This is a genomic window from Pseudomonas sp. G11, assembly GCF_029457515.1.
Taxonomy (GTDB): Bacteria; Pseudomonadota; Gammaproteobacteria; order Pseudomonadales; family Pseudomonadaceae; genus Aquipseudomonas; species Aquipseudomonas gorinensis.
Genome location: NZ_CP120377.1, coordinates 4,295,454 through 4,319,358 on the forward strand (window position 1 = coordinate 4,295,454; position 23,905 = coordinate 4,319,358).

The 23,905-nt window shown below is 56.5% G+C and carries 16 protein-coding genes and 3 pseudogenes; 9 read left to right on the forward strand and 10 right to left on the reverse strand.

The window, feature by feature from the left end; all coding sequences use genetic code 11:
- Positions 1–442 precede the first annotated feature (442 nt).
- Together P2T68_RS19890 and P2T68_RS19895 are read left to right on the forward strand one after the other, a co-directional pair.
- Entirely contained in the window at positions 443–772 is a 330-nt protein-coding gene (locus P2T68_RS19890) for a hypothetical protein (RefSeq protein WP_277378149.1), read from the forward strand.
- A gap of 131 nt (positions 773–903) precedes the next feature.
- A pseudogene (locus tag P2T68_RS19895) lies at positions 904–1,863 on the forward strand (zincin-like metallopeptidase domain-containing protein).
- 129 nt (positions 1,864–1,992) lie between these two features.
- On the opposite strand, the gene P2T68_RS19900 reads toward P2T68_RS19895, so the two are convergent.
- Positions 1,993–2,190 (reverse strand): hypothetical protein, encoded by a 198-nt coding sequence (locus tag P2T68_RS19900; RefSeq protein WP_007901093.1) that lies wholly within the window; start codon positions 2,188–2,190, stop codon positions 1,993–1,995.
- Positions 2,191–2,411: 221 nt separating this feature from the next.
- Here P2T68_RS19900 and mobH point away from each other — a divergent pair, with 221 nt between their 5' ends.
- Positions 2,412–4,136: a MobH family relaxase gene (gene mobH, locus P2T68_RS19905; protein ID WP_277379762.1), complete on the forward strand. Its 1,725-nt coding sequence runs from the start codon at positions 2,412–2,414 to the stop codon at positions 4,134–4,136.
- A gap of 34 nt (positions 4,137–4,170) precedes the next feature.
- Positions 4,171–4,287, forward strand: a pseudogene (locus P2T68_RS19910) (integrase); the annotation flags it as partial.
- Positions 4,288–4,582: 295 nt separating this feature from the next.
- Here the strand turns inward: P2T68_RS19910 and P2T68_RS19915 are convergent.
- Positions 4,583–5,535: pseudogene (locus tag P2T68_RS19915) on the reverse strand (IS630 family transposase); the annotation flags it as partial.
- Positions 5,536–6,169: 634 nt separating this feature from the next.
- Between P2T68_RS19915 and P2T68_RS19920 the strand changes: the two are divergent.
- Both P2T68_RS19920 and P2T68_RS19925 read left to right on the forward strand, forming a co-directional pair.
- Positions 6,170–6,475 (forward strand): hypothetical protein, encoded by a 306-nt coding sequence (locus P2T68_RS19920; protein ID WP_262050565.1) that lies wholly within the window; start codon positions 6,170–6,172, stop codon positions 6,473–6,475.
- 195 nt (positions 6,476–6,670) lie between these two features.
- A complete protein-coding gene (locus tag P2T68_RS19925; RefSeq protein WP_277378151.1) occupies positions 6,671–7,015 on the forward strand; it encodes a hypothetical protein in 345 nt (114 codons plus the stop codon).
- A 91-nt stretch (positions 7,016–7,106) separates the two neighbouring features.
- Here the strand turns inward: P2T68_RS19925 and P2T68_RS19930 are convergent, their stop codons facing one another.
- From P2T68_RS19930 to P2T68_RS19950, 5 genes are all read right to left on the reverse strand, one after another.
- Entirely contained in the window at positions 7,107–9,857 is a 2,751-nt protein-coding gene (locus P2T68_RS19930) for a fimbria/pilus outer membrane usher protein (protein WP_277378152.1), read from the reverse strand.
- 117 nt (positions 9,858–9,974) lie between these two features.
- The gene (locus P2T68_RS19935; RefSeq protein ID WP_277378153.1) at positions 9,975–10,736 is read right to left on the reverse strand and encodes a molecular chaperone; all 762 of its coding nucleotides are present in this window, start codon (positions 10,734–10,736) and stop codon (positions 9,975–9,977) included.
- Positions 10,737–10,802: 66 nt separating this feature from the next.
- Positions 10,803–11,420, reverse strand: a complete 618-nt coding sequence (locus P2T68_RS19940; RefSeq protein WP_262050561.1) for a fimbrial protein — start codon at positions 11,418–11,420, stop codon at positions 10,803–10,805.
- Positions 11,421–11,647: 227 nt separating this feature from the next.
- Positions 11,648–15,091: a hybrid sensor histidine kinase/response regulator gene (locus tag P2T68_RS19945; protein WP_277378154.1), complete on the reverse strand. Its 3,444-nt coding sequence runs from the start codon at positions 15,089–15,091 to the stop codon at positions 11,648–11,650.
- A gap of 75 nt (positions 15,092–15,166) precedes the next feature.
- Positions 15,167–17,938 (reverse strand): hybrid sensor histidine kinase/response regulator, encoded by a 2,772-nt coding sequence (locus tag P2T68_RS19950; RefSeq protein ID WP_277378155.1) that lies wholly within the window; start codon positions 17,936–17,938, stop codon positions 15,167–15,169.
- Positions 17,939–18,184: 246 nt separating this feature from the next.
- Here P2T68_RS19950 and P2T68_RS19955 point away from each other — a divergent pair, with 246 nt between their 5' ends.
- Positions 18,185–18,862, forward strand: a complete 678-nt coding sequence (locus P2T68_RS19955; RefSeq protein ID WP_277378156.1) for a response regulator transcription factor — start codon at positions 18,185–18,187, stop codon at positions 18,860–18,862.
- On the opposite strand, the gene P2T68_RS19960 is transcribed toward P2T68_RS19955, so the two are convergent.
- The 3 genes from P2T68_RS19960 to P2T68_RS19970 form a co-directional block, all read right to left on the reverse strand.
- Positions 18,799–19,803, reverse strand: a complete 1,005-nt coding sequence (locus P2T68_RS19960) for an EAL domain-containing protein (protein WP_277378157.1) — start codon at positions 19,801–19,803, stop codon at positions 18,799–18,801. The two genes, P2T68_RS19955 and P2T68_RS19960, sit on opposite strands and share 64 nt — an antisense overlap.
- Before the next feature lie 68 nt (positions 19,804–19,871).
- Positions 19,872–20,900 carry an IS30 family transposase gene (locus P2T68_RS19965; protein WP_019818564.1) on the reverse strand — a complete coding sequence of 343 codons (1,029 nt, stop codon included), beginning with the start codon at positions 20,898–20,900 and terminating at the stop codon, positions 19,872–19,874.
- Between the two features lie 85 nt (positions 20,901–20,985).
- Positions 20,986–21,660, reverse strand: coding sequence for a response regulator transcription factor (locus P2T68_RS19970; protein WP_277378158.1), 675 nt, complete (start codon positions 21,658–21,660; stop codon positions 20,986–20,988).
- A gap of 279 nt (positions 21,661–21,939) precedes the next feature.
- Here P2T68_RS19970 and P2T68_RS19975 point away from each other — a divergent pair, with 279 nt between their 5' ends.
- Together P2T68_RS19975 and P2T68_RS19980 are read left to right on the forward strand one after the other, a co-directional pair.
- Positions 21,940–22,770 (forward strand): hypothetical protein, encoded by an 831-nt coding sequence (locus P2T68_RS19975; RefSeq protein ID WP_277378159.1) that lies wholly within the window; start codon positions 21,940–21,942, stop codon positions 22,768–22,770.
- A 22-nt stretch (positions 22,771–22,792) separates the two neighbouring features.
- Entirely contained in the window at positions 22,793–23,863 is a 1,071-nt protein-coding gene (locus P2T68_RS19980; protein WP_277378160.1) for a linear amide C-N hydrolase, read from the forward strand.
- The last annotated feature ends 42 nt before the right edge of the window (positions 23,864–23,905 follow it).

Genomic DNA, 23,905 nt, shown 5'->3' on the forward strand with positions numbered 1-23,905 from the left:
TCTGTCCGTTTTCATGGTTGAGACAGGAGTAACAGCCTACTACTGAAAACGGTCCGTGCCTGACCGTTTATCAGTTTGCCCAGCCGAATAATCTTCACTGGAAGACAGAAGACTAGCCGCGTGAAACAGCTTCTCTACAGCGATTGACCCATATAAATCGTCCGGCTAAATACAAGGTACGGATCGCTGTTATCGACAGCATCTTCCCAGGTAGCCAGAGCCTTCAAGACTACGTCACTTCGGTGATGGTTCTCCCCAAGTGCGATTAGCGTTCGGTAGCTCGCACGGTCACCGTTTCTACGGTGATGAACGCCTACTGCTCTCCGGAGCGCCTTTCGAGCTCTGCTCGTCAGGCAAACTTTCTTGTTTTTCTTCAACCCACCGCGGGGAAATTCTTTCCCCCACGGGACAGGTTTCTTCGCGTTTTCAACGGAGACATACCATGCCCGACTCACTTACACCGGAAACACTGAACACCCTTCGGTTGCCCATCGTGTTCACCCCTGGCGCGTGGCAACGCGCAGTACTGCTCGAGCAATCCGATCACGCTGAGAAGCTGCAGGTCGATCGGTTGAGCCACGTATTGCGCGCAGCCTTCGAAGCTCACCTCGCCTCTCCACACGAGCCCTATGTACTGTTCGAGGTAGTACACATTCAACCAACCGATCACTTAGACCACGACCCGTTGCTGCAATTGAGTCTGAGCCTACTCCAAGAACCGGGTCAGCCTGGCGCCTTGCTGATAGCGCTTGCAGGAGAGCACCAGCGCTAAGCGCAATTGGCGGCGCCCACCTCCACATTCGGACGGCATGCAAGACCTGCATCAATCCAGCCCATCACCCACCGGGGAACCCTCCCCCGGCGGGCAAGGCGTTCCTTCGTTTTTCTTTCGAGGAAATTGCCATGCGCGATATCTACCAAGACGTAACTGACAAGATCGTTACCGCGTTAGACCAAGGCGTTGCTCCCTGGATCAAACCCTGGTCCTCAAGTGGCTCAGCTTACATCGGTCATCAACCCTACCCCATAAATGCCATCACACGACGTCCGTATTCGGGCATCAATTTACCGCTGCTCTGGGCCGAGGCCAGGTTGCAGGGGTTCACTCAAGATCGTTGGCTGACCTTCAACCAAGCTAAAAAGGCCGGTGGGCACATCCGTAAGGGTGAGCACAGCACCCTGGCTGTGCTCTACAAGCCGATGGAGCGCGAGGAACAGACCGAGTCAGGCCAACCCGTACTCGATGAAAACGATCAGCCCAAGGTCGCTCACTTCGGCATTCTCAGGACGCATTTTCTGTTCAACATCGAGCAAACGGAGGGGCTCGAAATGCTCAATGACACCCTGCTCAAGACGGAACAGAGTGATCCCTTTCATCCCAACAGCGTTGCGGAAAATCTGCTGTTAAGTTCAGGCGCTCGCATCGTTCATCGGCCTGCCGACGAAGCCTTTTACCACCCGATCAGGGATCTCATCCTACTGCCGACAAAAGCACAATTTCACGATGAAGGCGGGTACTACGCCACTGCACTTCATGAGCTGACGCACTGGACCGGGCATCACGCTCGGTTGCAGCGCGAAGGCGTGACCTCTGCCTGTCCGTTCGGGTCGCCAGGCTACGCGTTTGAGGAGTTGATCGCAGAGATGGGCGCTGCTTTTTTATGTGCCTACGCCGGTATACAGGGGGAGCTGCGGCACGAGGGCTATATCGATTCGTGGCTCGGCCTGCTCAAGGCTGACAAACGCTCGATCTTTCGCGACAGTGGTCAGGCCCGAAGCGCCTCGGAGTAAGTACTCAACCTGGAGCAGCAACTGAAGCAGATGGTAATGGATGACTCACGATGCATGAACGATGGAGTTTGATCGTTACCTCACCGTTGCAATCGCATCACAGGGCCCAACGCGAGTTGGGCCCTGTGATGCGCCCAGAAAAATCCCCATGCCGCGGGGCTCTGATGCAAAGAGTCAGCGATGGCACACACCCGCAGGCTGTCATTCCGCATCCAGGTTCTGCGCCAGAAAATCCACCAACTCGAGCGGACTCCGGCTGTCGATCACCTTGTAGATCAGATCGCGTTTACTGCGCGGCAACTTCTTGACCACGCTCTTCGCCGAGGCCCTGACGGCTTCGTCGGTCCCATGGATACGTGCCGCAAGCAGCAGTACGAGCGTGGCATCAGTGAGGTTCATGGCAGGACCCAAAAAAATATCCACCGCAGTGTAACGACTCTCGTCTTTTCCATACTACCTCCAACAAAACGATGTCTAGCCGTATCAATATTCCGATTGCCGCGCAAAGGGACACGCGCCAAAAGGACGGTAAGGGTTGGAAAGGAATGGGGGGGCAAGGGTAAGAGCCCTATCCGAAAAGGCTAAAAGGCCACTGGCCCAGCCACCTCCCGGGGACCATGATGCTCAGTCTGTTTCGCCACAAAAGGCAGAATCCCCCTCCGCCGCCGACCGTGAGCGTCGCCGAAGGCTACCTGCCCATTGAGTCGGCTCACAGCTTGTTAGCCGCAGAGCACCGCCGCCAGTTGCTCGATCGCATCTGGCAGTACACCGCCCTCTCCCACGCGCAGTTCATCCAACTCTATTTGAATCCGATCCATCGCTACGCCGAACAGGTCCAGCAACTCCCGGCCAGCGAGACGCACCACCATGCGTATCTCGGCGGCATGCTCGACCATGGACTGGAACTGGTCGCCTGCAGTTTGAAACTGCGCCAATCCTATCTGCTGCCCACCGGCGCCGCACCCGAAGACCAAGCCGCCCAGACCGATGCCTGGTCGGCTGGCATAGCCTATGGCGCCCTGCTGCATGACATTGGCAAGATCGCCGTGGACCTGCTGGTCGAACGCCAGGATGGTCGTGTTTGGCATCCTTGGCAGGGCACCCTGGATCAGCCCTACCGTTTTCGTTACATCAAGGGTCGCGATTACCACCTGCACGGCGCCGCCGCAGGCTTGCTCTACACCCAGATTCTCGATCGCCCCATCCTCGATTGGCTCAGTGGATTTCCGTCGCTGTGGGCCAGTCTGCTGTATGTCCTGGCGGGCCAGTACGAACGTGCCGGCGTGCTCGGTGAGTTGGTGATGCAGGCCGACCGCGTCTCCACCGCGCAGAACATCGGTGGCAACCCGAGCAAGGCGCTGCAAGCGCCGATTCATTCGCTGCAACATCACTTGATCAGCGGACTGCGTCATCTGGTTCAGCACGAGCTGAAACTCAACCAGCCGGGTGCCGTGGGTTGGTTGACTCAAGACGCGCTGTGGCTGGTCAGCAAGACGGTCACCGACAAGCTGCGAGCCTATTTGCTGTCGCAATCAATTGAGGGCATTCCCTCATCTAATATCACTGTGTTCGACGAGCTGCAATCGCACGGACTGGTCGAGTCGACCCCAGAAGGCAAAGCCATCTGGACTGCGCAAGTGACACAAGGAGACTGGCAGCAGAGCTTTACCTTTCTGCGCCTTCGACCGGCGTTGATTTGGGGGAACGAAGACCGGCCCGAGGTTTTCAGCGGAACGGTGAGCATTGCGACCCATGACCACTCAACTGACACGCCGGTACCAACACCAACGCCCGAGACAGCCAGTACAAGATCAGGTCAAAGTCAACCGCAGCCGGATCCCATGGCGCTAGAGGATGCCGATTACCTCGGTACGCTGCTGGATATGTTCGAGTTGGAAGAGCCAAAGGCCAATGACGCGCTGTCAGAAAGAGCCGTCAAAACTTCAACGTTTCAATTGGATAACCCAGGCCAGGCATTCCTGAATTGGGTCAAGGAAGGCATTCTGAGCCACAAGCTGATCATCAATGACAGCAAGGCCAAAATCCACACGGTGAGTGGCAGCATATTTCTGGTCACGCCTGGTCTCTTCCAACGTTATGTACAGGAGTTTCCTGGTATCTCACAGGGTGCCGATCAAGGGATTGAAGAATGGCGTTGGGTGCAGAAGCAGTTCGAGAAACTGAAGGTCCACAGGAAGCGAGACAACGGTCTGAATATCTGGGCATGCCAAGTGCAAGGCCCTAGGAAGAAAACCACCCTGAAGGGATACTTGATTGAGGATCCGAAGCTTTTTTTTGAATTGATGCCACTCGATAATCCGTTTCTTGAAATCGAAAAAGATTAAATTTCACTGGCACTCCATTGGTGAGGGATCGAAACGCAGAGTTGACTCTGTCCAACTCCTGCTTGGTTATACGAAGCTTGAAAGCACCGTCAGATACCTGGGAATCGAGGTCGATGATGCCCTGGAAATGGCGGAACAGACGGAAGTCTGAGCATCTATAGCGACGGTCGATACTAGACCGTCGCTATCCGACCCAAAGCTGCCCTTCACGAAGGGCAGGAATCGACCCTGGCTGTGTGAAAACGCATGCCCCGTTTTGAAGTCTGCGTTGCTACGTAAAATCTGGCCGCGTTTGGCTGGTCAGCAGACCTAAAAGTTGCGTAGGAATGCGATTTCCGTTGCGGTTCTGAGTGTCAAACTCACTCCAAAACGTTTTCACACAGCCTGTACCAGAAGCTGCCGCTCGATGGTGGACAAAGAGGTGTCTACGAAACCCGGGGCGATTCAGTGATTGAGCTTTCCAGTTCGCAAACCGAACTGAAACTGCCGTCACGCAGGTACACCGTGATATCGCGAAAGAAGCGTTCAACCATGTTCATCCACGAACTTGAGGTCGGGGTGAAATGCATGTGGAAGCGTTTGTGTTTCTCAAGCCAGGCCTTCACTTTTGGATGCTTGTGCGTGGCATAGTTGTCGACGATCAAATGCAGTTGAAGATGCTTGGGCGTTTCTCGATTGATCTTTTTGAGAAACTCCGGCCACTCCTGATGCCGATGTTGGCGCTCAATGCTGCTGATCAAATGCCCCTGAAGATAATCCAGCGCGGTGAACAAGGTAACGGTGCCGTGGCGGACATAATCGTGCGATTGCGTGCGGATATGCCCGATTCCCAAAGGCAGTCCAGGCTGCGTGCGCTCTAGGGCCTGAACCTGGCTTTTTTCATCGCAACAGAGCACCAGTGCCTTATCCGGCGGATCCAGATACAACCCAATGACGTCCCAAAATTTCTCTTCGAAGTTTGGATCGTTGGACAGTTTGAAGGTGCGTGTCAGGTGCGGTTTTATGTCGTTGGCGGCCCATATGCGCTGGACGCTGGCCGGTGAGATGCCGGCGACTCGCGCCATACTTCGACAGCTCCAGCGAGACTGACCGATACGCGGCTGAGTGACTTGCTCAAGGGGCCGTTTCAACGCTTCGGCCGGCAGGGATGGCTTGCGACCTCGTCCGGGCAGATCCACCAGGCCTTGTAGACGCAACTCTTGAAAACGCTTGCACCAGCGGGTGATTGAAACAACGGAGAGACCGGTCAACTGGGCAATCTCATTACGAGAACAACCTCGAGCGGCTAGCAAAATCACCCGCGCCGACGATCGTCGCGCTGACTGATCGTGGCTGATCTTATGCGCCGACTCAGTTCAATTTGTTCGTCTTCACTGAGCACGATGCCCTGAGAGTTCATGTGATACACCCCGAGCACTGACTGACCACAGAAGCATAGCTTAGGTTAGAACCTTGTTTCAGAGACAGCATACTAGACCCGAAGCTGTCCTCATCATGTTCCAAGATTATCATGCCGATGTCCGAGCTGTTCATAGGTAGGTTGATATATGGCCACTCCTGTAAAGCCCAACATTTTTTGCGCACAATTAGAATCTCTAATGTCATCGCCGATTAAGGGGTGGGCTCTTGGATGACTAACTGACGCCCTCAAAAAGATGCTCCAAGGATGTCTCAGCAAACCCATGCTTCAATCTCGGCCAGATCAGCCCCCTGCTTCAAATTCAAACTGAAATGGCAAAATGATGACGTGAGGCTCGTTCGGAAGTCAATTGTGTTTGCCCTCCCCGACAAATCCTAACGACGTCGCTACCGCATGTGCGCTGTTTTTAATACCCGTCCCATATAATAAAAATTACAGCATCGTTAGGCTAAGCGGTTGTAGGAGTAAGTTTAATCTACTTCATACCTTACCGCGCAGGGCTGTAAAAATGATACATAAGTCATCACGGATTCTCATCGCCGATGAACAGCATTTCTTTCGCTTGCGAATCGAAAGGGTATTGAACCAATTGGGCTATCACAGGATTGCACCAGTGCAGTCCATTACGGAATTACGGCGCTTGGTAGATTATGCATATGCGCCGTTTGATGTGCTGATTATCAACGAGAAATTCAGTGGCCAGAGCAGCTTTGCCCCCCTGGCTTTCTGCCTCGACTCCCCGCAGATTCTCTCTGCATTGATCTATGGCAGCGAAAAGCTGATCGCCGGGTCGATCATTCGTTGCGGTAAAGTCACCATTTGCGATGCGGCTTTTGTCGATCGTGCGGAACTGCAATGGATAATCTCATCAACAGATAACCCTATTCCAGTGCAGGACACGGTCCGATATCCGTATTGAGCGAAATCATGCAGGAATCACGCAAACCAATTCAGGATAAGACCTCTCTCAGAACACATCAGATCGCATCAATGCTCCGCTGCTACTGCGCACTAAATTTAATCAGCCAACCCTAAAGTTTATGAAAAAGGTGCCGTTGAATTAGATAGCAGTAGCCTGGTTCGATTCTCGACCCAGCACTAGCAGGAGAAGGCCATGAATACCATAAAACCCGGTCTAATGGTGTTACTTACATTGCTTATTAGTCCTCTCGTGATTACTCAGGCCAACGCAGAGGCCTTCACGACAGGCAAGATTAAGTTCAGCGGAGCAATCGTAGAAGCGGCGCAATGCCAACCAATCCACTCCCACGTTCACACCGCCCTCCCCTCCTCCGCGCTCGCCATCCAATGCGAGCGCAGTGAAATGACGTCGCTGGTCACTGCAAGCATGGATGCTGATGTGGTTGTCTGGCGGTACCTGAGCTCAACGGGAAAAGGTATTGTTCTCAGCCAAGATGCTTCGCATGACGCTTACCGAATTACCTTGAGTTACTTCTGAGCCTCGCGCTCTGGTGTAGGCAGCGCCGCCCTCAAGGGCGGTGCGCAATTGAGGTCCATGACGCTCATGGACATGGCGAAGTCGATGGTTATTACCGAGGCTGATAGAACGCAATGCTCGGCGCTGCACTCTTGATCTTTTTCGGTGCAGGTACAGGCTTGTCCGGCGCCGGAGTCACTGCGTTGCACTTCAGAGAAATGCTCTGATAGTTCTCCCCGGCTTTTTTCTCCGGCAAAGCAAACCTTACGCGACACTGATTGTTATCCCAGCTAATCAGCAGCTCGCCCGAAGTCTGCTCATCGCTCAGCAACGCGAGCACCCGTCCGCGTGGATCGGCAATACCCAGGCGCTGGCCGTCGTCGTGATCTACCGTCGCACCGAAGGGCATCAGCTTGCCATCCGGGCGGAACAGTTCGAACTGCACCCGGCGTCCACTGCTGGACTTGAACGTAGCCAATGCCGCAGCACCACGACGCGGCACTACTTGTTGCATGGCCGTGTCGATCTCGACGTCAGGATTCATCCCATTTGCGCTTAGGCCCAGCCAGTTCGCCCGGTATGGCGTAGCGTTGGGGACAACTGCGTAACCGTTGGCGCCCGTTTTCACCCCGGAGTAGCTCGCCACCGGTACGTCCGCCATGCACGGTTCGACCTTGACCAAAGCAAAGGTCTCGCTCAGCGGCTGGGCGAGGTTGACGCCTCCGGCATGGGCGACGATAGCGCCGTTGGCTTGCAGAGAAGTCGAGTGGTATTGATTACCATAGCTGTAACCCACCGTCATGTTGCCGACTGACGTGTTACTGCCAACCGATGCCGAACCACTGCCGGTTCCGTCCGTTCCCCTGCCGGCGACCACCGAATAGTTCACGTCACGGTCACTGGGCAAAGTCCCCGTGACGCCCGTCTGCAGGCTGGTATCGCCCCCCTGCTGACGACTGCTGTTCATGAACACTTGCGGCGGCCTTTCCCCTCCACCTAACGGGAAGGATAGTGAAAGCGTGAGCGTGGTGTCGCTGTAGCGACTGCTATACACGGACGAGCTGACGTTCTGCGCGTGGGTCACACCGACGTTGTAGCTCAGGCTGCGCCAGGAGTTGCTATAGCCCGCAGAGTAGCTGCGTGAGCTTGAACTGCTCCAATAACGTTCGTCCGACCCGTTGATATACACACTGCCAAAGCGATTGTCCTTGCCCAGGTTCTGCGCCAGATAGACGTCCAGGCGCGTTCGCGAGTACGCAGAAGAATTCGACGAATAATCAGGAAACTCACTCGAATACCACGTATGACCCTGTGCAGCGCTGCTGGCATAGACGTGGTCAGAGAGGCTTCGGAAGTTTTCATTGAGGCTGCGCTGAGCATTGACCGACACGTTAGTGTTGGTGCTCTCGATGAATTTTGCATAGCGCAGGCGCAAGCGCTGGCCAGACTTGCTCGCGCCATCAATGCTGCTGTGGGACTGGGTTCCGTCCAGGGACACTGCGCCGATACGCGTATTGATACCTGCGCCCATGCTATAGGCCTGAAAGCCGGAAGCTGCCTGCAGACCGCTGGCCAAGGTCAGGTCACTGGTCAAGCCATACATCATCGAGCCATTCGCAAATACCGGACGCTCACTGGAACCGTAATCCTGCTGGAACTCCCCCAACGTCACGTCATACCGCTGCCGGCCCTCACGCACCATCAAGGGTGGGCTGGAAAATGCCTGGCGCATCACCCGCCGGCGTCCGTCCGCCTCGATGATAGTCACCTCCAGGTCGCCGTTGGAACCGGACGGCGAGAGGTCGGTGATTTCAAAAGGCCCGGGCGAGACGTTGGCGCTGTAGATCAGATAGTTGTTCTGGCGCACTTCAACGGTGGCGTTGGACTCGGCATTCCCACGAATGACTGGCGCGTATCCCTGCTCGCTATCCGGGCTCATGCCTTCGTCCGAGGCCATCTGCACGCCGCGAAAACGTACCCCGTCGAACAGCGGCGAATTAGTGTAGGTCTCACCTAGCCATAGTTGGCTTTTCAGCCCCGTGATATCCCGCTGCAGATAGGTGTTCTGGCTGGTGAACTTCGACGGTTGCCCAGTGCTGGAAGTCTGGGACGAGTTGTTGCGCAGACGCCAGTCACCCACGTTTAGTCCCATGCGCAACCCCAGGTTGGTCGATTGCCGACTTTCATTGCTGGAGCTGTAGTCATAGCGACTATTGAGGTTGTAGTTGACGAAGCCCAACGTGACCCCGGAATCCCACACTGAAGGATCGACGTAACCGCGACGCTCACGGGTCATCGAGACTTGGGGCACGCTCAGGTTCAAGCGCAACCGCGGCGAATCGTAGACTGCGCTGGCTTGATCAATCAGATCAGGCAGACGATAGCAGCTAGTATCGGCCTTGAGCTTACCCTCGCTGTGCAACGCTAAGGTATTGATGCCGACTTGTTTGAGCAGATCTTCGCTGAAACAGGCCTCGACCTCGCCGGACTTGGGGTTCTCGGAAAAGACCACATCCTGGCGTCCGACCAGCGTGTTATTTGCATAGATGTCGACCCGATAGATGCCCGGGAGCACATCGTTACCCATCAACAACGTTTTTACATCAGCAGACTGGCCCACTCCATACAGGAACGCGACGTTGTAACCCTCGTGCTCCCGGCCAGGGATACGGGTGATATCCACCGCAGTAGCTTTGGCAACAAGCTGCGTGTCGGCCCCCGGTACGGCCTTAACAAGGCCATCGGCCGCTATAGCGTCGACCCAGAAAAACAGACATGTGCTCAATAGCATCAGCTGCGCAGTGCTGATGCGAAGCCAGGAGCGGTTCATCTGTAATGTGAAAAGCAGGCTAGGTGTCGACATGATGAGTACGAGGGATTCTGCTCAAAAAAAGGAACGCGCAGCCTTATGGCTTCGGCAGTCAGCGCAGGCCATAGCGCTATGTATTAAAGAGATGCTTGGGAAAACTCGGGGGTGTGGCTAAGGCGTTGCGCGTTGAGCTTGAACAGAGGAGCCGCTGACGAGTTGTGCGTTGAAGGTGTCCACGCCACCGAAATCGTTCACGGCCTTGAAGCTGAGGCGCGCCTGGGACGAAATGCCGGCGTTCTTCAGCGTTAGGTAGCGAGTCTCTCCCGGTGCGATCATGAAGGGCGTGGTGAGTTTTTCCTGCTGTGCCGTGGCGCTCAGATCGACGGTATTGATCGGAACATGAAAAGCACTGGAATTGACGACTCTTAGTGCCGGTTTTCCGGCTTGCCGAACCAATTGCCAGGTCAAACTGGTAGCCGCATCGGCCGACGTTCCGCTGATGCCCGCTGGACGATAGAACAGCTTGATGCGCTGACGAATCGCCAACTGCAGCGTGTTCTCGCCTTCGACTTGCTCCGGAACTTCCTGAACATTGAGCCAGAGCACGGTTTCTTTATCGGTCGGCAAATCGCTCTTGCCTGCATAGAGTACGCGCAACAGTTGTTGGCCATTAGGCTGCATCTTGGCCAACGGTGGTGTTACTGCAAATGGTAGTTCACCACTATCACCGGGCGTATTGCTCTCGATCCAAGATTGGACCAACACTTTTGAACCTTCATTGCGAACAATGATAGAGGCTTCTTTATTCTTACCCTCAAAGATTAGTCGAGTACCACTAAGGGAAATGGCAGCCTGCGCGGACAAACTGAAACCCAGGCACGCTGTCGCCAGCATGATGTGAGCCGCGAGGCTACGAAATATGAAAGTGGTCAAAAAACAATCCTCCGAAAAAAGACCTCAAGCAAGGTTCCGCAACCTCGCTTGAGGCAAGCCGAGGGCTTAGTTGTAAGACAGGGTGTAAGCCACGGTTGCGTTGGCCGGACCCGCAGTTGCCGTGCCCGAGGACGTGTGGGTGTAGTAAGCCTTCAATGGGATACTGCTGCTGCCACCGCTGATCGCTCCAGTCAAGGTTGCGCTGCCGGAGGTGAAATCAAGTGGTGCCGGAGTATTACTGCGAGTATCCACCAACATAATCTGAACGTTGGTCGCGCCACCGCTCACAGCAATACCTTTGCCGGAGACCGCAGTTGGGGTAAGTTTCAGTTCAACGGTGGTTGCCGCCGAACCGCACTCCACACTCAAGTTCAGGTCTGTTGGCAGCGCGGTCAGGGTACCGCCACCACTTGGATTGGCTTCAGTCCCCAGGGCGCTGACTGGAACAGTCCCGAGATTGTAAGTCAGGTTGCCGCCCGCAGTGCCAGGGCCATCACTATGAACAACACAACTATCGGCACTGATAGTGCCATTGAAAGTGATAGTGCCTGAAGCACCAACAGTAGGAGTAGAAGCCGCATTGACCATGGTCGAGAGCCCCATCGCCGAAATAACTGCAACGCTTAGAAAGAGCCTTTTCATATTCAGTGTCTGCTTTAATGGAGTATAGATATCGCCCGCCAATGGAAGTCTCCATAGGCCTTTGCATACCTGTTGATAGCCGTTACCGGCACCAACGAATACTAAGTAAAAGCAGAAAAATTTTATGTAGGACCAGTACGGAAGTTAAACTTACGGCGTAAAATTCCAGCGGACCAACAGTGTTATTGATCCAGGTCAAGTTCCGGGCCCGTGGGGCCTGAAAAAGGCAACTAGCGTCGAGAGCGACCCACAGCAGTCCATCACCGCGATCAACCATCGCGCAAACGTTGTTGGGCTTGACGTACCAGCACGGCGATTTGAGCCATGGCGCCTTCGGGAGCCTTGGCATTCGCGAGGGATAACATCCGTTCCAGTAGATCATGCAATGATTCAGGGGGGCTGATCACACTGGTTTGCAGCGCATCGCACAATTGCTTCACGCCGGTGTTGCAAGCCCTTATACCGTTGGCGCGCACATCCTGTTCCAGGTCCATGCACAGTGCGGCCATGTGTTGCATATTGAATACCCCCAAGGCGCCACGCAACGAATGCAGTTCTGCGAGGATCGCTGCGACATCGCTCGCATCCTGAGCCCGACGCAGGATTGCCACGGATGCTTTGCAGGATTCGCGAAACACCCGCTGGATATCATCGGGAACTGCATCGCCAGCCAGGACTCCGCTCCCTGACCAGGCCTTGCCCCCCCACTCGGTGCCGGTCACTTCGGCCAAGGTTTGGCCTAGGTCCCTTAGTGAAAGCGGCTTGCTAAGCACGCGAGTCATGCCGACTGCTTCGCAGCGTGCGCGCTCCTGCGATGTCACGTGGGCGGTGACCGCCAACACCGGGACTGCCGGCCATCGCTGGCGAACCTGCAAGGCAAGATCATAGCCGTCCATATCCGGCATCGACAGATCAGTCAGCAAAACATCGAATGATTCCTGCGCCAGACAGGCAAGCGCTTTTGCCCCGCCCTCCACCGTGGTGGCAAGGCATCCCAGCAGTTCGAGCTGCTCCTCGAACAGACGGCGGTTGACCACGTTGTCCTCCGCAATCAATACCTTCAGCGGTTTGGCCAGTACCAACAAGCCCCGCTCCGCCTTTGCCAACGGCTTACCTTGCAGGCAGTAGCGCAACGTCGCTGCCAGCCCGCGAAGACCGAACACCGACGCACTGAGGACGCGCCCGGCGGCCACGGGTTCGGCCGGGCCGTCCTCCGTGCAATCGACGACCCAAGAGGACTTTTCCACCAGGCGGTTTTCGTCATCGGCATGCCAGGTCTGTCGTGAGCCCCAGAGAATCAGGGTGTCGGCGCCCTCAAGCTGGTCATCTTGCAATTGTGCCGGGTGACCATAGGACTGGACCTGCAATCCCCAACTGCGCAGAGCCCGGGTCAAATAGCTGCGGCAATCAGCCGAGGCCGCCACCAACAGTAAGCGTTCAGACTCGAAGCGCGGAAGATCCGGGTGACCGGTCGCCGCGCCCAGAGGCAAGCGCAGGGTAAATCGACTGCCGTGACCGTGCTCGCTTTGCACCACAAGGCTGCCGCCCATGGCCTGGGTCAAGCGCGAGCACAGCGCCAACCCCAGCCCGGTGCCGCCATACCGACGGTTGATACTGACGTCGGCCTGACTGAACGCACTGAACAGCCGCGCCTGTTGCTCGGCGGTCAAACCGATCCCACTGTCCTCGACCTCGATAGTCACGGCGCGAGCGACTTTATCCGCCGTCAGGCGCAGCAGTATCTGGCCCTTGTCGGTAAACTTGATGGCGTTGGACAGCAGGTTATGGATCACCTGCCCCATGCGCGTAGGATCACCACGCATCGGCAACGAAACGCTCTCCTCTAACTCGCCTAGCAACGTCAGGCCCTTGGCCCGCGCGACGGGTGCAAATATCATCAGCGCCCGAGACGCGATCTCCAGGGCATCGAACTCAAGGTCTTCCAGGCGCAACTCATTGGCTTCGATTCTGGAAAAGTCCAGAACGTCACTGATGATACCCAGCAACGCATCGGAAGTTGCCTGGATGGTCTTGAGGCGGTCGCGTTGGCGCGAGTTGAGCGGCGAGTAGGCAAGCAACTCGAGGTTGCCCAGGATGGCGTTCAACGGCGTGCGGATTTCGTGGCTCATGGTCGCCAGGAACCCTGACTTGGCCGCATTGGCGGCGTCTGCGGCCTGGCGAGCTTCACGTAGTTGCTGCTCAAGGCGTTTTTTTGCGGTCACGTCGGTGAACGCTGTCACCAGCACATCGCGACCTTGGTAACGAGCCTGAGCGATGCTCACCGACAGGTCGATGTGTTGGCCATCGAGGGTGGAAACACCGAGGTCTTCCTGGCGAATGGTGTACACCGGTGGCGTATCCGGCAGTGTCAGCCGTTGTTTGAAATGCCGGGCAAACAGTGCTGACAAGCTGGTTCCAGGGCGGGAGATCTGCCGGGCCATGTCGATCATCGCCGGGCTGCGCAGCAACGGCTGTTCGTTGTCGACAGCGATCAGGCCTAATCCTATCGGTGCGGTTTCCACCAGAATCCGGCTGAGTTGCTCGTTTTCAAATACCCGGCGCGACTGCGCCACGGCCGGCGCCAGCAACCGCCACTTGACCAGCAGCAATACCAGCCAGGTGACCAGGATGATCAGGGCCGAGGTCAGTGCGGTGACGGCGATCTGCGGTGCAACACCTTTAGCGATCTGCTGCCACGACTGGGCGTATACCAGCGTCCAGGAGGTGTCTCCCAGCGGCCAGCCGCTGAGGACATGGCCTTGCAGATAAGTCGTTTGGCGACTGCGTCCCAAGCCGTCAGCCAATGCCTGCTGGGCCTCGCTCAAGGTTTGAGGCCCACCCGCCTGCTCACAGGAAAAGATCGGCGAGCCATCGGCGCCCAGAATCATGCAACTGCCTTGCAGGCCGGTGTCCGGCAACTTGGCTGCCAGGCTGGCCAGCGGCAGCTCGAACACCAGGGTGCCGAAAGAGTGCTGATCACGGCCGATCAGCGGTGCCGCCACCCGAATCGCCGGAGTGCCGGTGAGCGGGCTGTCATAGGGCGCCAGCCATTGAAATGCCGGCAACCCCTTTGCTCTATTCCGCGCAGGGTTGTCCGCTGCGAGCAGTGCGCGTCCGTTCTGGCGGGTCAGGGTTTCGAACAGGCTGTCGCGGGACGCCGCGATACGCGCCTGCCACTCTGCTCCGGGCCAGGCTGCAACCGCGAGGATGAGAACACTACGTTCGGGGCTGTAGACATAGGCGCTAAGATCACCGGCGTTTCGGGCCGCTATCACTGCAGTGGCGGGTGCCATCTGCTGCGCCAGTTCGATGTAGCGCCAGGCCTGGTCGGGATCGTCCTGATGGGTGCTGCCGAGCACCAGCAACGAAGGCGTGGTAGCGGGCGCACTTACGCGCACCAGCTTGCCAGCTTCGATGTAGGCCTGCAGACGCTTGCTGTCCGGTGCGTCGGCACGCTCCCAGGCAAGCTCCATGTTCTGCACATTGTTTCGTAAAGTCGCCGTGGCACGCGCAGTGAAGTCCATTACGTGACGCACATCGACGGAGACTTCTTCGTTGGTCCGGGCAACGTAGGTCATCACCGAGGCAACCACTTCCAGTACCCCGGCCAGCAGCACCAACACGGTGATGGCAATGCCACCGCCCATGACCAACATAGTCTGATAGCGATGCAAGCGGGCCAGCACACCATCCTGGTCAAAGGTTGTGGTCATCGCTCGAACGTTCTCCCACTGCGCACTCATTTGCTGAAATATGGATCGCTGCGTTCAGACGCGGTAAAGGCAAGCTCACGCGATAGCCGCGGTGCGCGCCAGATTGATCTCTGCTTCCAGCTCTGCCATCAGCTTGTCCACCTTCGCCAGCGCGGAGCCGGCCCCACACTTCAGCCCGTTCTCCGCATCGATCAGCTTGCGGCTCACCCCGCGCATCCGATACACCGCGAGTATGCCGCTCAGGGAGTGTAACTCTGCGAGCATTTGCTGCACATCACCGTCGCGCCTGGCCTGGCGCAGCACTGTCAACGAGGCTTCACAGGACTCCCAGAACATCTCGCGAATACTGTCTGGCAGCACCTGCCCGCCCAGCAGCCCACTGCCCTGACCGACCTCGTAGTAAGTGCATTCGGTGCCCGTCACTTCTGACAAAGCCTGGGCCAGTACATTCAACGACAAGGGTTTGCCCAGCACGCGGAGCATGCCCGCCTTTTCGCAACACCTGCGGTCCTGCAGCGTGACATGGGCAGTGACCGCCAACACTGGCAGATCGGGCCAGCGCTGCCGTACCCGACGTGCCAATTCGTAGCCATCGAGCAAGGGCATGGCCAGGTCGGTGAGCAGTGCGTCAAACGGTTGATCATCCAGCCATGCCAGCGCCTGCTCGCCATTTGCAACCACCAACGGAGCACAGCCCAGCAGCTTGAGTTGCTCCCTGAACAGCTCGCGGTTCAATAGAGTGTCTTCGACGACCAGCACCCGCAATGGCTTGACCAGCACTTTTCTGGCGTTTTGTGGCGCGGCCAACGCTTTGCCTTGCAGCACATGACGCAAGCCTGCGACCAGACCGCGCAGCACGAACATCGAAACACTCAATAGACGCCCAGCAACCAAGGGTTCCCGGGTTCCATCGAGAGCACAATCGATGACCCACGACGACTCGTCCACAAGTCGATTTTCCTCAGCGGCTTGCCAGCTGTGCCGCTCCCCCCAGAGAATCAATATCGACGCCGTCGAAATTGCCTCTGATCCGACCTGGGAGGGATGGCTGTAGCAAGTGACGCGCAGGCCCCAGGCTTGCAACATGCCGCAGACATAGTCACAGGCGGAATGCGCGGCCACCACCAGCAATACGTGCTGGCCATTGAAACGCGGCACCAACGGCACTTGCGTACACGCCCCCAGGGGCAGGCTCAGGATGAAACGGCTGCCCTCCCCCAGTTCGCTGACGACGGACAATGTGCCGTCCATGGCCTGCACCAGCCGCGAGCACAACGCCAGCCCCAACCCGGTACCGCCAAAGCGGCGATTGATAGAAGCATCCGCTTGGCTAAAGGCCTGGAACATGCGCGCCAACTGCCCCGATGACAAGCCGATGCCGGTATCCTGGACCTCGATCAGCAACCGCGACCTGGGCTCGTCCGTCAGCATGCGCAACAGCACCTGCCCGGACTCAGTGAACTTGATGGCATTGGATAGCAGGTTATAGATCACCTGCCCGAGGCGGGCCGGGTCTCCGCGCATCGGCTGCGTTGATGCATGGCCCAATTCGCCCATCAATCGCAGGCCCTTGGCCGCCGCCACCGGAGCGAACATCATCAGCGCGCGGGATACCACTTCCAGCACATCGAACTCGATGTGCTCCAGACGCAGCTCGCCAGCCTCGATTTTAGAGAAATCCAATACATCGCTGATAGTTGCCAGCAGGCCATCGGAGGCGGAGCGGATCACGTTCAGCCGATCGCGCTGCACGCAATCGAGGGCGGAATGGGACAGCAGCTCCAGATTGCCGAGGATAGCGTTGAGGGGGGTGCGGATCTCATGGCTCATGGCCGCGAGGAACGCCGATTTCGCGGCATTGGCCGAATCGGCGAGCTGGTGCGCTTCGCGCATCTGTTCTGTCACCCGGATCTTCGCCGTGATATCAGCAAACGCCGTCACCAGCACCTCCCGCCCTTTGTGGCGTGCTCGCGCCATTCTCACCGACAAGTCGAGCCTGGAGTTATCGCGCAGTGTGAAGCTCAACTCTTCATGGAAGGCCTCAGGCGGTTTCCCTGGTTGCCTGCGGTATTCAAGCATCAACTCGTCATACCGTTTGATAAAGGCCGCCGACAAGGAGGCGCCCACAGGGGCTAAGCGCCCACCCGTTTCCAGCATCGTGGGGCTGCATAGCAGTACCTCGCCACTATCCAGGGCAATCACCCCCAATCCCACCGGCACGGTGTCGATCAAGATACGGTTGAGTTTTTCACTCTCGTGGACACTCCGTGCCCATTTCAATAACGGAGAAAAGACCCCTAGCCTAAGAGCAATAAGTAACAGCCACATCAATATCAGCGTTATCAGGGTCAACACGCCCTCCAGGCTCACCTGCCGGCCGATGATGATGCCGATACTGCGCGAGCTATAAGCATGCAAGAGGACCCAATCGCTGTCCGCGACGATACCCGTGAGGCTGAATACCCCGTCGCCGTATCGCTCTTGCAGAGGCAAGTAGGTGTTATCGACCAGATCATGCAGGTAGTCAGGCTCCAGGTCGCGAGAGTCATCGCACGGGTTGGTGGCACTGACCAGTACTTCGCCGTTGCGCGGCAGAATCAGCACAGTGCTGCACATGCCATAAAAGTTGAATGGCGTGACCAGCACGCTCATGTCCTGTGTCGCCAGAATATTGCGGTTAACGATAAAGACCTGGCGTAACACTTCCAGATGCGTGCGCCAGCGCTCATGCACCCCCAATGAAAAAGTCAACAGCACCATCAGCGTGGTGAACAGACCTCCTCCAAACAGCAGCAGTCGCTGAAAACGGCGATAGCGAGTCAAGACGTTCATTTGGGCGTTGGTCACAGCACTGGGCTCATCCTTTAGTAGGGGCATACTATGAACCGAGTCAGACTTTTTCAGGACGGCTGGAAATCCATTGCAGACAAGTACTAGCCCCATTACGCAACTTTTAGTACTTTGATGAATGAGGGCTTAGTGTCTTCCATCCAAGAACAATCGAGTGCTACCGTGCCGGACTGGCGTTGTTATAAATTCTCGACAGTTTTAATCGATTGTTTCTCCACCCTCCAAGAGTAAAGCGCGCGCATCATGAAGATCCGTATTCTGCTGGCCGATGATCACCCAGCCCTGCTGTCGGGTATCCAACATGATCTCGCAGCGATTCCGACCCTTGAGGTCGTCGGTGTCGCCCGGGACTCTGGCGAACTGGTTGGATTGTTGCAGCATCAATCCTGCGATGTCCTGGTCACCGACTACGCGATGCCTGGAGGTGCCTACGGCGACGGGTTAACCTTCATTTCTTATTTGCGCCGTTGTTTTCCCACCTTGAAGATTGTCGTATTCACCACATTGGATAGCCCCGCCATCGTTCAAGAACTGGCCAAGCTCGGGGTGGAATCGGTACTGGGCAAGGTCAACGAAACCCGTCATCTGATATCAGCCATTCATGCTGTGCATGCAGGCACTCGTTATTTCCCCTCCGAGATTTCACGGACAGGCTCTGCCGGTCACCATCGGAACGCGGATGAAGGCTTGGATCTGACAAAGCGCGAATTGGAAGTGGTCAGGCTGTACGTCGGCGGTCAGTCGATCAACGAAATCGCGGAACAATTGCACCGTTCAAAACAAACCATCAGCTCACAAAAAACCAGCGCCATGCGCAAGTTGGGCATAGAGCGCGATGCCGACCTGTTTCGCTTCGCCTACGAAACCGGTATCGCCACGGCATCCACCCCCTCCAGCGGGGCAGATTCGTCCCCGGAGTGATGTCTTGCTTTTGCTAAAGAGCCGGTGATTCCGCAGAGGGGCGATCGGCGCTCACAACGCCCAGCCGCAGCCAGCGCGTAGGCGATGAAGGTCTCGACTTCCATGGGCGCACCAAGTCCATAACCTTGCCCCACCCGCCCGCCGAATTCTCGCAGTAAAAGGATCTGCTCGGCGCACTCTATGCCTTCTGCTACCACATCCATCTCCAGGACATTGCCCAAGTCTAAAGCCGCCCGTACCACGGCGCCCGCCGCCGGTTCATCGAGCATGCGGAGGACGAACGAGCGGTCTATCTTGAGCTCGGTGAAAGGCAACTGTGTCAGTCTCTCCAGCGTGGAGGTGCCGATACCGAAATCATCCATGCTTATCCCGAAGCCTTGAGCACGCATCCAGTGGAGTTCATCGGCAAGGCCTTTCAGATCATCGATAGCCAGATCTTCAGTGATTTCGATTTTCATCAAGCGAGGTGGAATCCGGCTTTCGCTCAGGCTGGACTCTAGCTGGCGCAATAGTCCTGGGATCGACAGCGTCGCCACCGAGGTATTAACTGAAATCGGGCACGCCGCATCCGCTTCAAGCAGCACCCACAATACCGCCTGGATCTGCCTGACCATCTGTTTGAACAGCCAGGGCTCGCCCCCTAGCCGGGTCAAGGCCGGTATGAACACCGAGGGCGCAATTTCGCCGTATTGTCGATGATCCCAGCGGGCCAGGGCTTCAGCGCCAACCAGGGCACCGGTCAGCAGATCATGCTGGGGTTGCAAGACCACACGAAAAGCCTCGCCACCAGCCATGGCATGGATGAAGTCCTGGTCATTCAACCCAGGCTCAAGACTGTCTTTAATAAACATAGGGAAATACCGACTGCAGTCACGCGTATAAAAAAACCATAAAACCTTTTGTATGAACAAGAAAAGTTGGATGGCAGCGAAGCGAGCCATTATTCAGGCCGCCATATACTCGAACAATAAGACAAGTATGGCGGTTGCAGAAGCTGAGTGCAACACGGTTATTGATTTGAAGCTGGAGCATGATGCCGCATAGCCATGGCTTCCTGCATCACCTCGCCCATGACTTCGATCGGGCACTTGAAATCGAAGCGTTTACGGGGGCGCATATTCAGCTCCAAGGCGATGGCATTCAATTGCTCTTGACTGTGTACCGACAAGTCAGTCCCCTTGGGCAGGTACTGGCGGATCAGGCCGTTGATGTTTTCGTTGCTACCGCGCTGCCAGGGGCTGTGCGGGTCGCAGAAGTAAATAGCGACCCCTGTCTGCTGGGTGATTTCAGCATGCCGCGCCATCTCCCGGCCCTGGTCGTAGGTCATGCTCTTGCGCATCGCCAGCGGCATGCTGTTGAGCGCTGCACTGAAGCCCTCCATCGCCGAGGTCGCCGTTGCGTCGTTCATCTTCATCAGCATCAGGTAGCCACTGGTGCGCTCCACCAACGTGCCTACCGACGAGGCGTTGGCCTTACCCTTGATCAGGTCGCCCTCCCAATGCCCCGGCATCAGCCGGTCTTCGATCTCTGGCGGGCGAACATGAATGCTGACCATCTCAGGGATCTGGCCGCGCCGATCCACGCCACCAGAGCGCGGCCGGCGCGTCGTCTTGCCTTGGCGCAGGCAGACGATCAGCTCCTTGCGCAACTCGCCGACCGGCAAGGCATAGATCGCGTTATAGATCGTCTCACGACAGACGTAGGCATCTCTGAGGTTGGGTATGGTCATGCTGCGCAGCTTGCCGGCAATCTGCTCGGGAGACAAACGCTTACGCAGCATGTGGGCCACCAGTTCGAAGCGCTCGCTGCCCGGCACAAGCTTGCGCTTGGGGCGACAAACCTGGCGCCGAATGTTCATCTGTTGCTGGGCGCAGCGGGCCGAGTAAGCACCACTACTGCCTCGATTGCGCTTCAGCTCTCGGCTGATGGTCGAGGGCGACCTGTCAATCAGGCGAGCAATGCCGCGCAGGCTGAAGCCTTGAGCTTGACTGAGTTGAATGATGGCGCGCTCTTCGACGCTGAGTTCGGAATAGGACATAGGGGCAGCACCGTACCGGAAAGGTCAGGTGTTGCACTCAGTTTTCGCGGCCGCCTATCAAAAAACATCGCCATTATATTTTTAACTAATCAAGTTTTTCCTCAAGACCGTCGTCTGAGCGCATGGTGGTAACTAATCCCATCTCACGGGCAAAGCGAATCAATTCAACGTCACGCTTGATGCCCAGTTTGCGCATGGCGCTGGTCTTTTGCGAACTGATGGTCTGCTTGCTTCGATTGAATTCGCTGGCAATTTCATTGACCGAACGTCCAGACACATACAAGCGAATGACTTCTGCCTCGCGCCTGGATAAACGCCGCGTCGTGCGAGTCTGTGCAGGATTGAGATCGTTGCCAGGATGGGGTTTCGGCGAGAAATAAGTGGCCCCAGCGTAGAGTGCATGAATGGCAAATATCAGGTGACTGATATGCTCCGATTTGTTTAATACCGAGTGTACGCCGAGCTTGATCAACTCGGTCAGTATGATCTGGCTGTCGATCATGGTGAACACGATGATCTTCAGGTTCGGGTAGCGACGGCGCAGAAACGAAAGCATGGTCATCCCATCACCAAACTCACCGCCAGGCATCACATAATCCGTGATCAGAATGTCGCATTGTTCCTTGGCGAGCAGTTCCATTATTTCAGTAGAGTTGTTGGCAGTTCCCACCACCTGCAGCGTATGAATGCTGGACAACTCATGTTGTATACCCGAGATTAATACCGGGTGGTCGTCAGCAATAATGAGATTGATTTTCATGACGTTCGCAATTAGTTGATGATTAGGCCCATTCGTTATCAGAGTACTAATATAGTGACCTATCACCTTGCAGACTCTCGTACTCGTCTGCTTTTTCAGTGAAAACAAATAAGACTGGAACGAATACAAGTCCGTCTATCTTCTGCTGCCAGTAAATTAACGATAAAGTTCAGGTTCGCTTCATATCTTTCTCTTATTCATCTTGCAAACCGCCGACAAGCCTTGGTTTGGCGATGACGTTGCGGAGCGACCCCATTGTGCAAAGTGGAAAAACCGGCCATGACATTCAAGTGCGCTAAAACAAAAGTGATCTATATCCTGATTGCCATCAGTTGTTTCTCCATGCAATGGCAGCAGGCCCAGGCGGCCGACTCGAGCGCCGCATCCGCACGTGGCGATGCGCCCTGGCGCGTGCTTGTCAGCCCATTTTCTTGGGCGCCTTCGATGTCTGGCCAGGCGACGCTCGGGGGTGTAAGCACCCATGTCGACGTGCCGTTTTCTGAAACCTTGAACAACTTGCGCTCGGTCTTCATGGGTAATCTCGACGTCACCAACCGCAGCCTCGGCTTCTATGTCGATGGAGTCCATGCCGATACTCATGAGTCCCACCGGGTGTTGGGCCAAAAGGCCGGACTCAACATCACGCAGACCACCATCGCGGCAGGGATCTATTACCTCGCCTATGAGCAAGCGCTCGGCGGCACGACGATTTTCGGCAACCCGCGCGCCTGGCGCGTGGAACCGACTGCCGGGGTACGCTGGACCCGCCTAGCGAGCAAACTGGAGATCGACAGCATCGGCTTTGCCACCCGCAAGAAAGCGCAATGGAGCGATCCGTTCTTGGGCGTGCGGATGCTGAGGGATCTTGATGATAGTTGGACAGCCTCCGGCGAAGTGAACGTCGGCGGCTTCGATACCGCGACGAAGAGTAGTTACGGCGCCCAGGGGTATTTGGGTTATCGGACCCACCTATTCCAATACCCAACTATTCTGCGAGCGGGCTATCGAGTGTTATCACAGAAATATCAGACTCACGATTTCACCGGTAATACGTTCAAGTACGACGTTACCCAGCGCGGCCCGGCAATCGGCCTGTCCGTGCGTTTCTGACCAGCCGTTGAGGAGTCATACAATGAAGGGAGCACAGTTGCGTAAACCTTTCACCCACGCGCTAGTCCTTGGTCTGGCGGGTTTCATCCTTTCCCTGCCGGTCGCCCAGGCCTGCACACGCCTGACCTACCTGGGGGACAACCAGACGGTAATAACGGCGCGCTCCATGGACTGGAAAATCGACGTAGCGACCAATCTGTGGATATTCCCTCAGGGCATGCAGCGCAATGGCGAAGTGGGCGCAGGTTCGATCAAGTGGACTTCGCGTTATGGGAGCGTGATCGCTTCGGGTTATGACATCGCCACCACCGACGGGGTCAACGAGGCCGGTTTGGTCGCCAACCTGCTGTGGCTGGTGGAGTCGGAATACCCAACGGCAAAAAGCACTAAGCCCGGCCTGAGCATCGCCGCCTGGGCGCAATACGTGCTGGACAACTATGCCACGGTGGCTGAGGCCGTGGAGGCCCTGAAGAAAGAACCGTTCACCTTGGTGACGTCCAAGGTTCCCGGGGACACTCGCCTGGCGACCCTGCATCTGTCCCTTTCCGATGCGTCAGGCGACAGTGCGATCATCGAATACATCAAGGGAAAACCGGTGATTCATCATGGTCGGGAGTTCCAGGTCATGACCAACTCGCCGACCTTTGATGAACAACTGGCCCTCAATGCCTATTGGAAATCCATCGGCGGGACAGTCATGTTGCCGGGCACCAACCGCGCAGCCGACCGCTTTGCCCGGGCCTCTTTTTATGTCAACGCGATTCCCAAGGCCGAGAACCCGCAGGTGTCGCTGGCCAGTGTGTTCAGCGTGATCAGAAACGTCTCTGTGCCCTATGGTATCTCCACGCCAGGGGAGCCGAACATCTCCTCCACCCGCTGGCGTTCGGTGGTGGATCATCAACGCAAGTTGTATTTCTTCGAATCGACCCTGACGCCCAATACCTTCTGGGTAGATTTGAAAAAGATCGATTTCTCCCCCGGCACGGGCAACGTCATGAAACTGGATCTGGGCCAGAATCAATCGAATATCTTTTCCGGCGAAGTGTCGCGCGACTTCAAAGTGACGCCCCCGTTCAAGTTCGAGGGGGGCTAATCCCATCGTGCAGGACTGACTTTCCAGCACAGTTGGTTTTCC

Coding starts and splice junctions, on each gene's coding strand:
- P2T68_RS19890 (WP_277378149.1), top strand. CDS start 443: ATGCCCGACTCACTTACACCGGAAACACTGAACACCCTTCGGTTGCCC.
- P2T68_RS19900 (WP_007901093.1), bottom strand. CDS start 2,190: ATGAACCTCACTGATGCCACGCTCGTACTGCTGCTTGCGGCACGTATC.
- mobH (WP_277379762.1), top strand. CDS start 2,412: ATGCTCAGTCTGTTTCGCCACAAAAGGCAGAATCCCCCTCCGCCGCCG.
- P2T68_RS19925 (WP_277378151.1), top strand. CDS start 6,671: ATGAATACCATAAAACCCGGTCTAATGGTGTTACTTACATTGCTTATT.
- P2T68_RS19930 (WP_277378152.1), bottom strand. CDS start 9,857: ATGTCGACACCTAGCCTGCTTTTCACATTACAGATGAACCGCTCCTGG.
- P2T68_RS19945 (WP_277378154.1), bottom strand. CDS start 15,091: ATGACCACAACCTTTGACCAGGATGGTGTGCTGGCCCGCTTGCATCGC.
- P2T68_RS19955 (WP_277378156.1), top strand. CDS start 18,185: ATGAAGATCCGTATTCTGCTGGCCGATGATCACCCAGCCCTGCTGTCG.
- P2T68_RS19960 (WP_277378157.1), bottom strand. CDS start 19,803: ATGGCTCGCTTCGCTGCCATCCAACTTTTCTTGTTCATACAAAAGGTT.
- P2T68_RS19965 (WP_019818564.1), bottom strand. CDS start 20,900: ATGTCCTATTCCGAACTCAGCGTCGAAGAGCGCGCCATCATTCAACTC.
- P2T68_RS19970 (WP_277378158.1), bottom strand. CDS start 21,660: ATGAAAATCAATCTCATTATTGCTGACGACCACCCGGTATTAATCTCG.
- P2T68_RS19975 (WP_277378159.1), top strand. CDS start 21,940: ATGACATTCAAGTGCGCTAAAACAAAAGTGATCTATATCCTGATTGCC.
- P2T68_RS19980 (WP_277378160.1), top strand. CDS start 22,793: ATGAAGGGAGCACAGTTGCGTAAACCTTTCACCCACGCGCTAGTCCTT.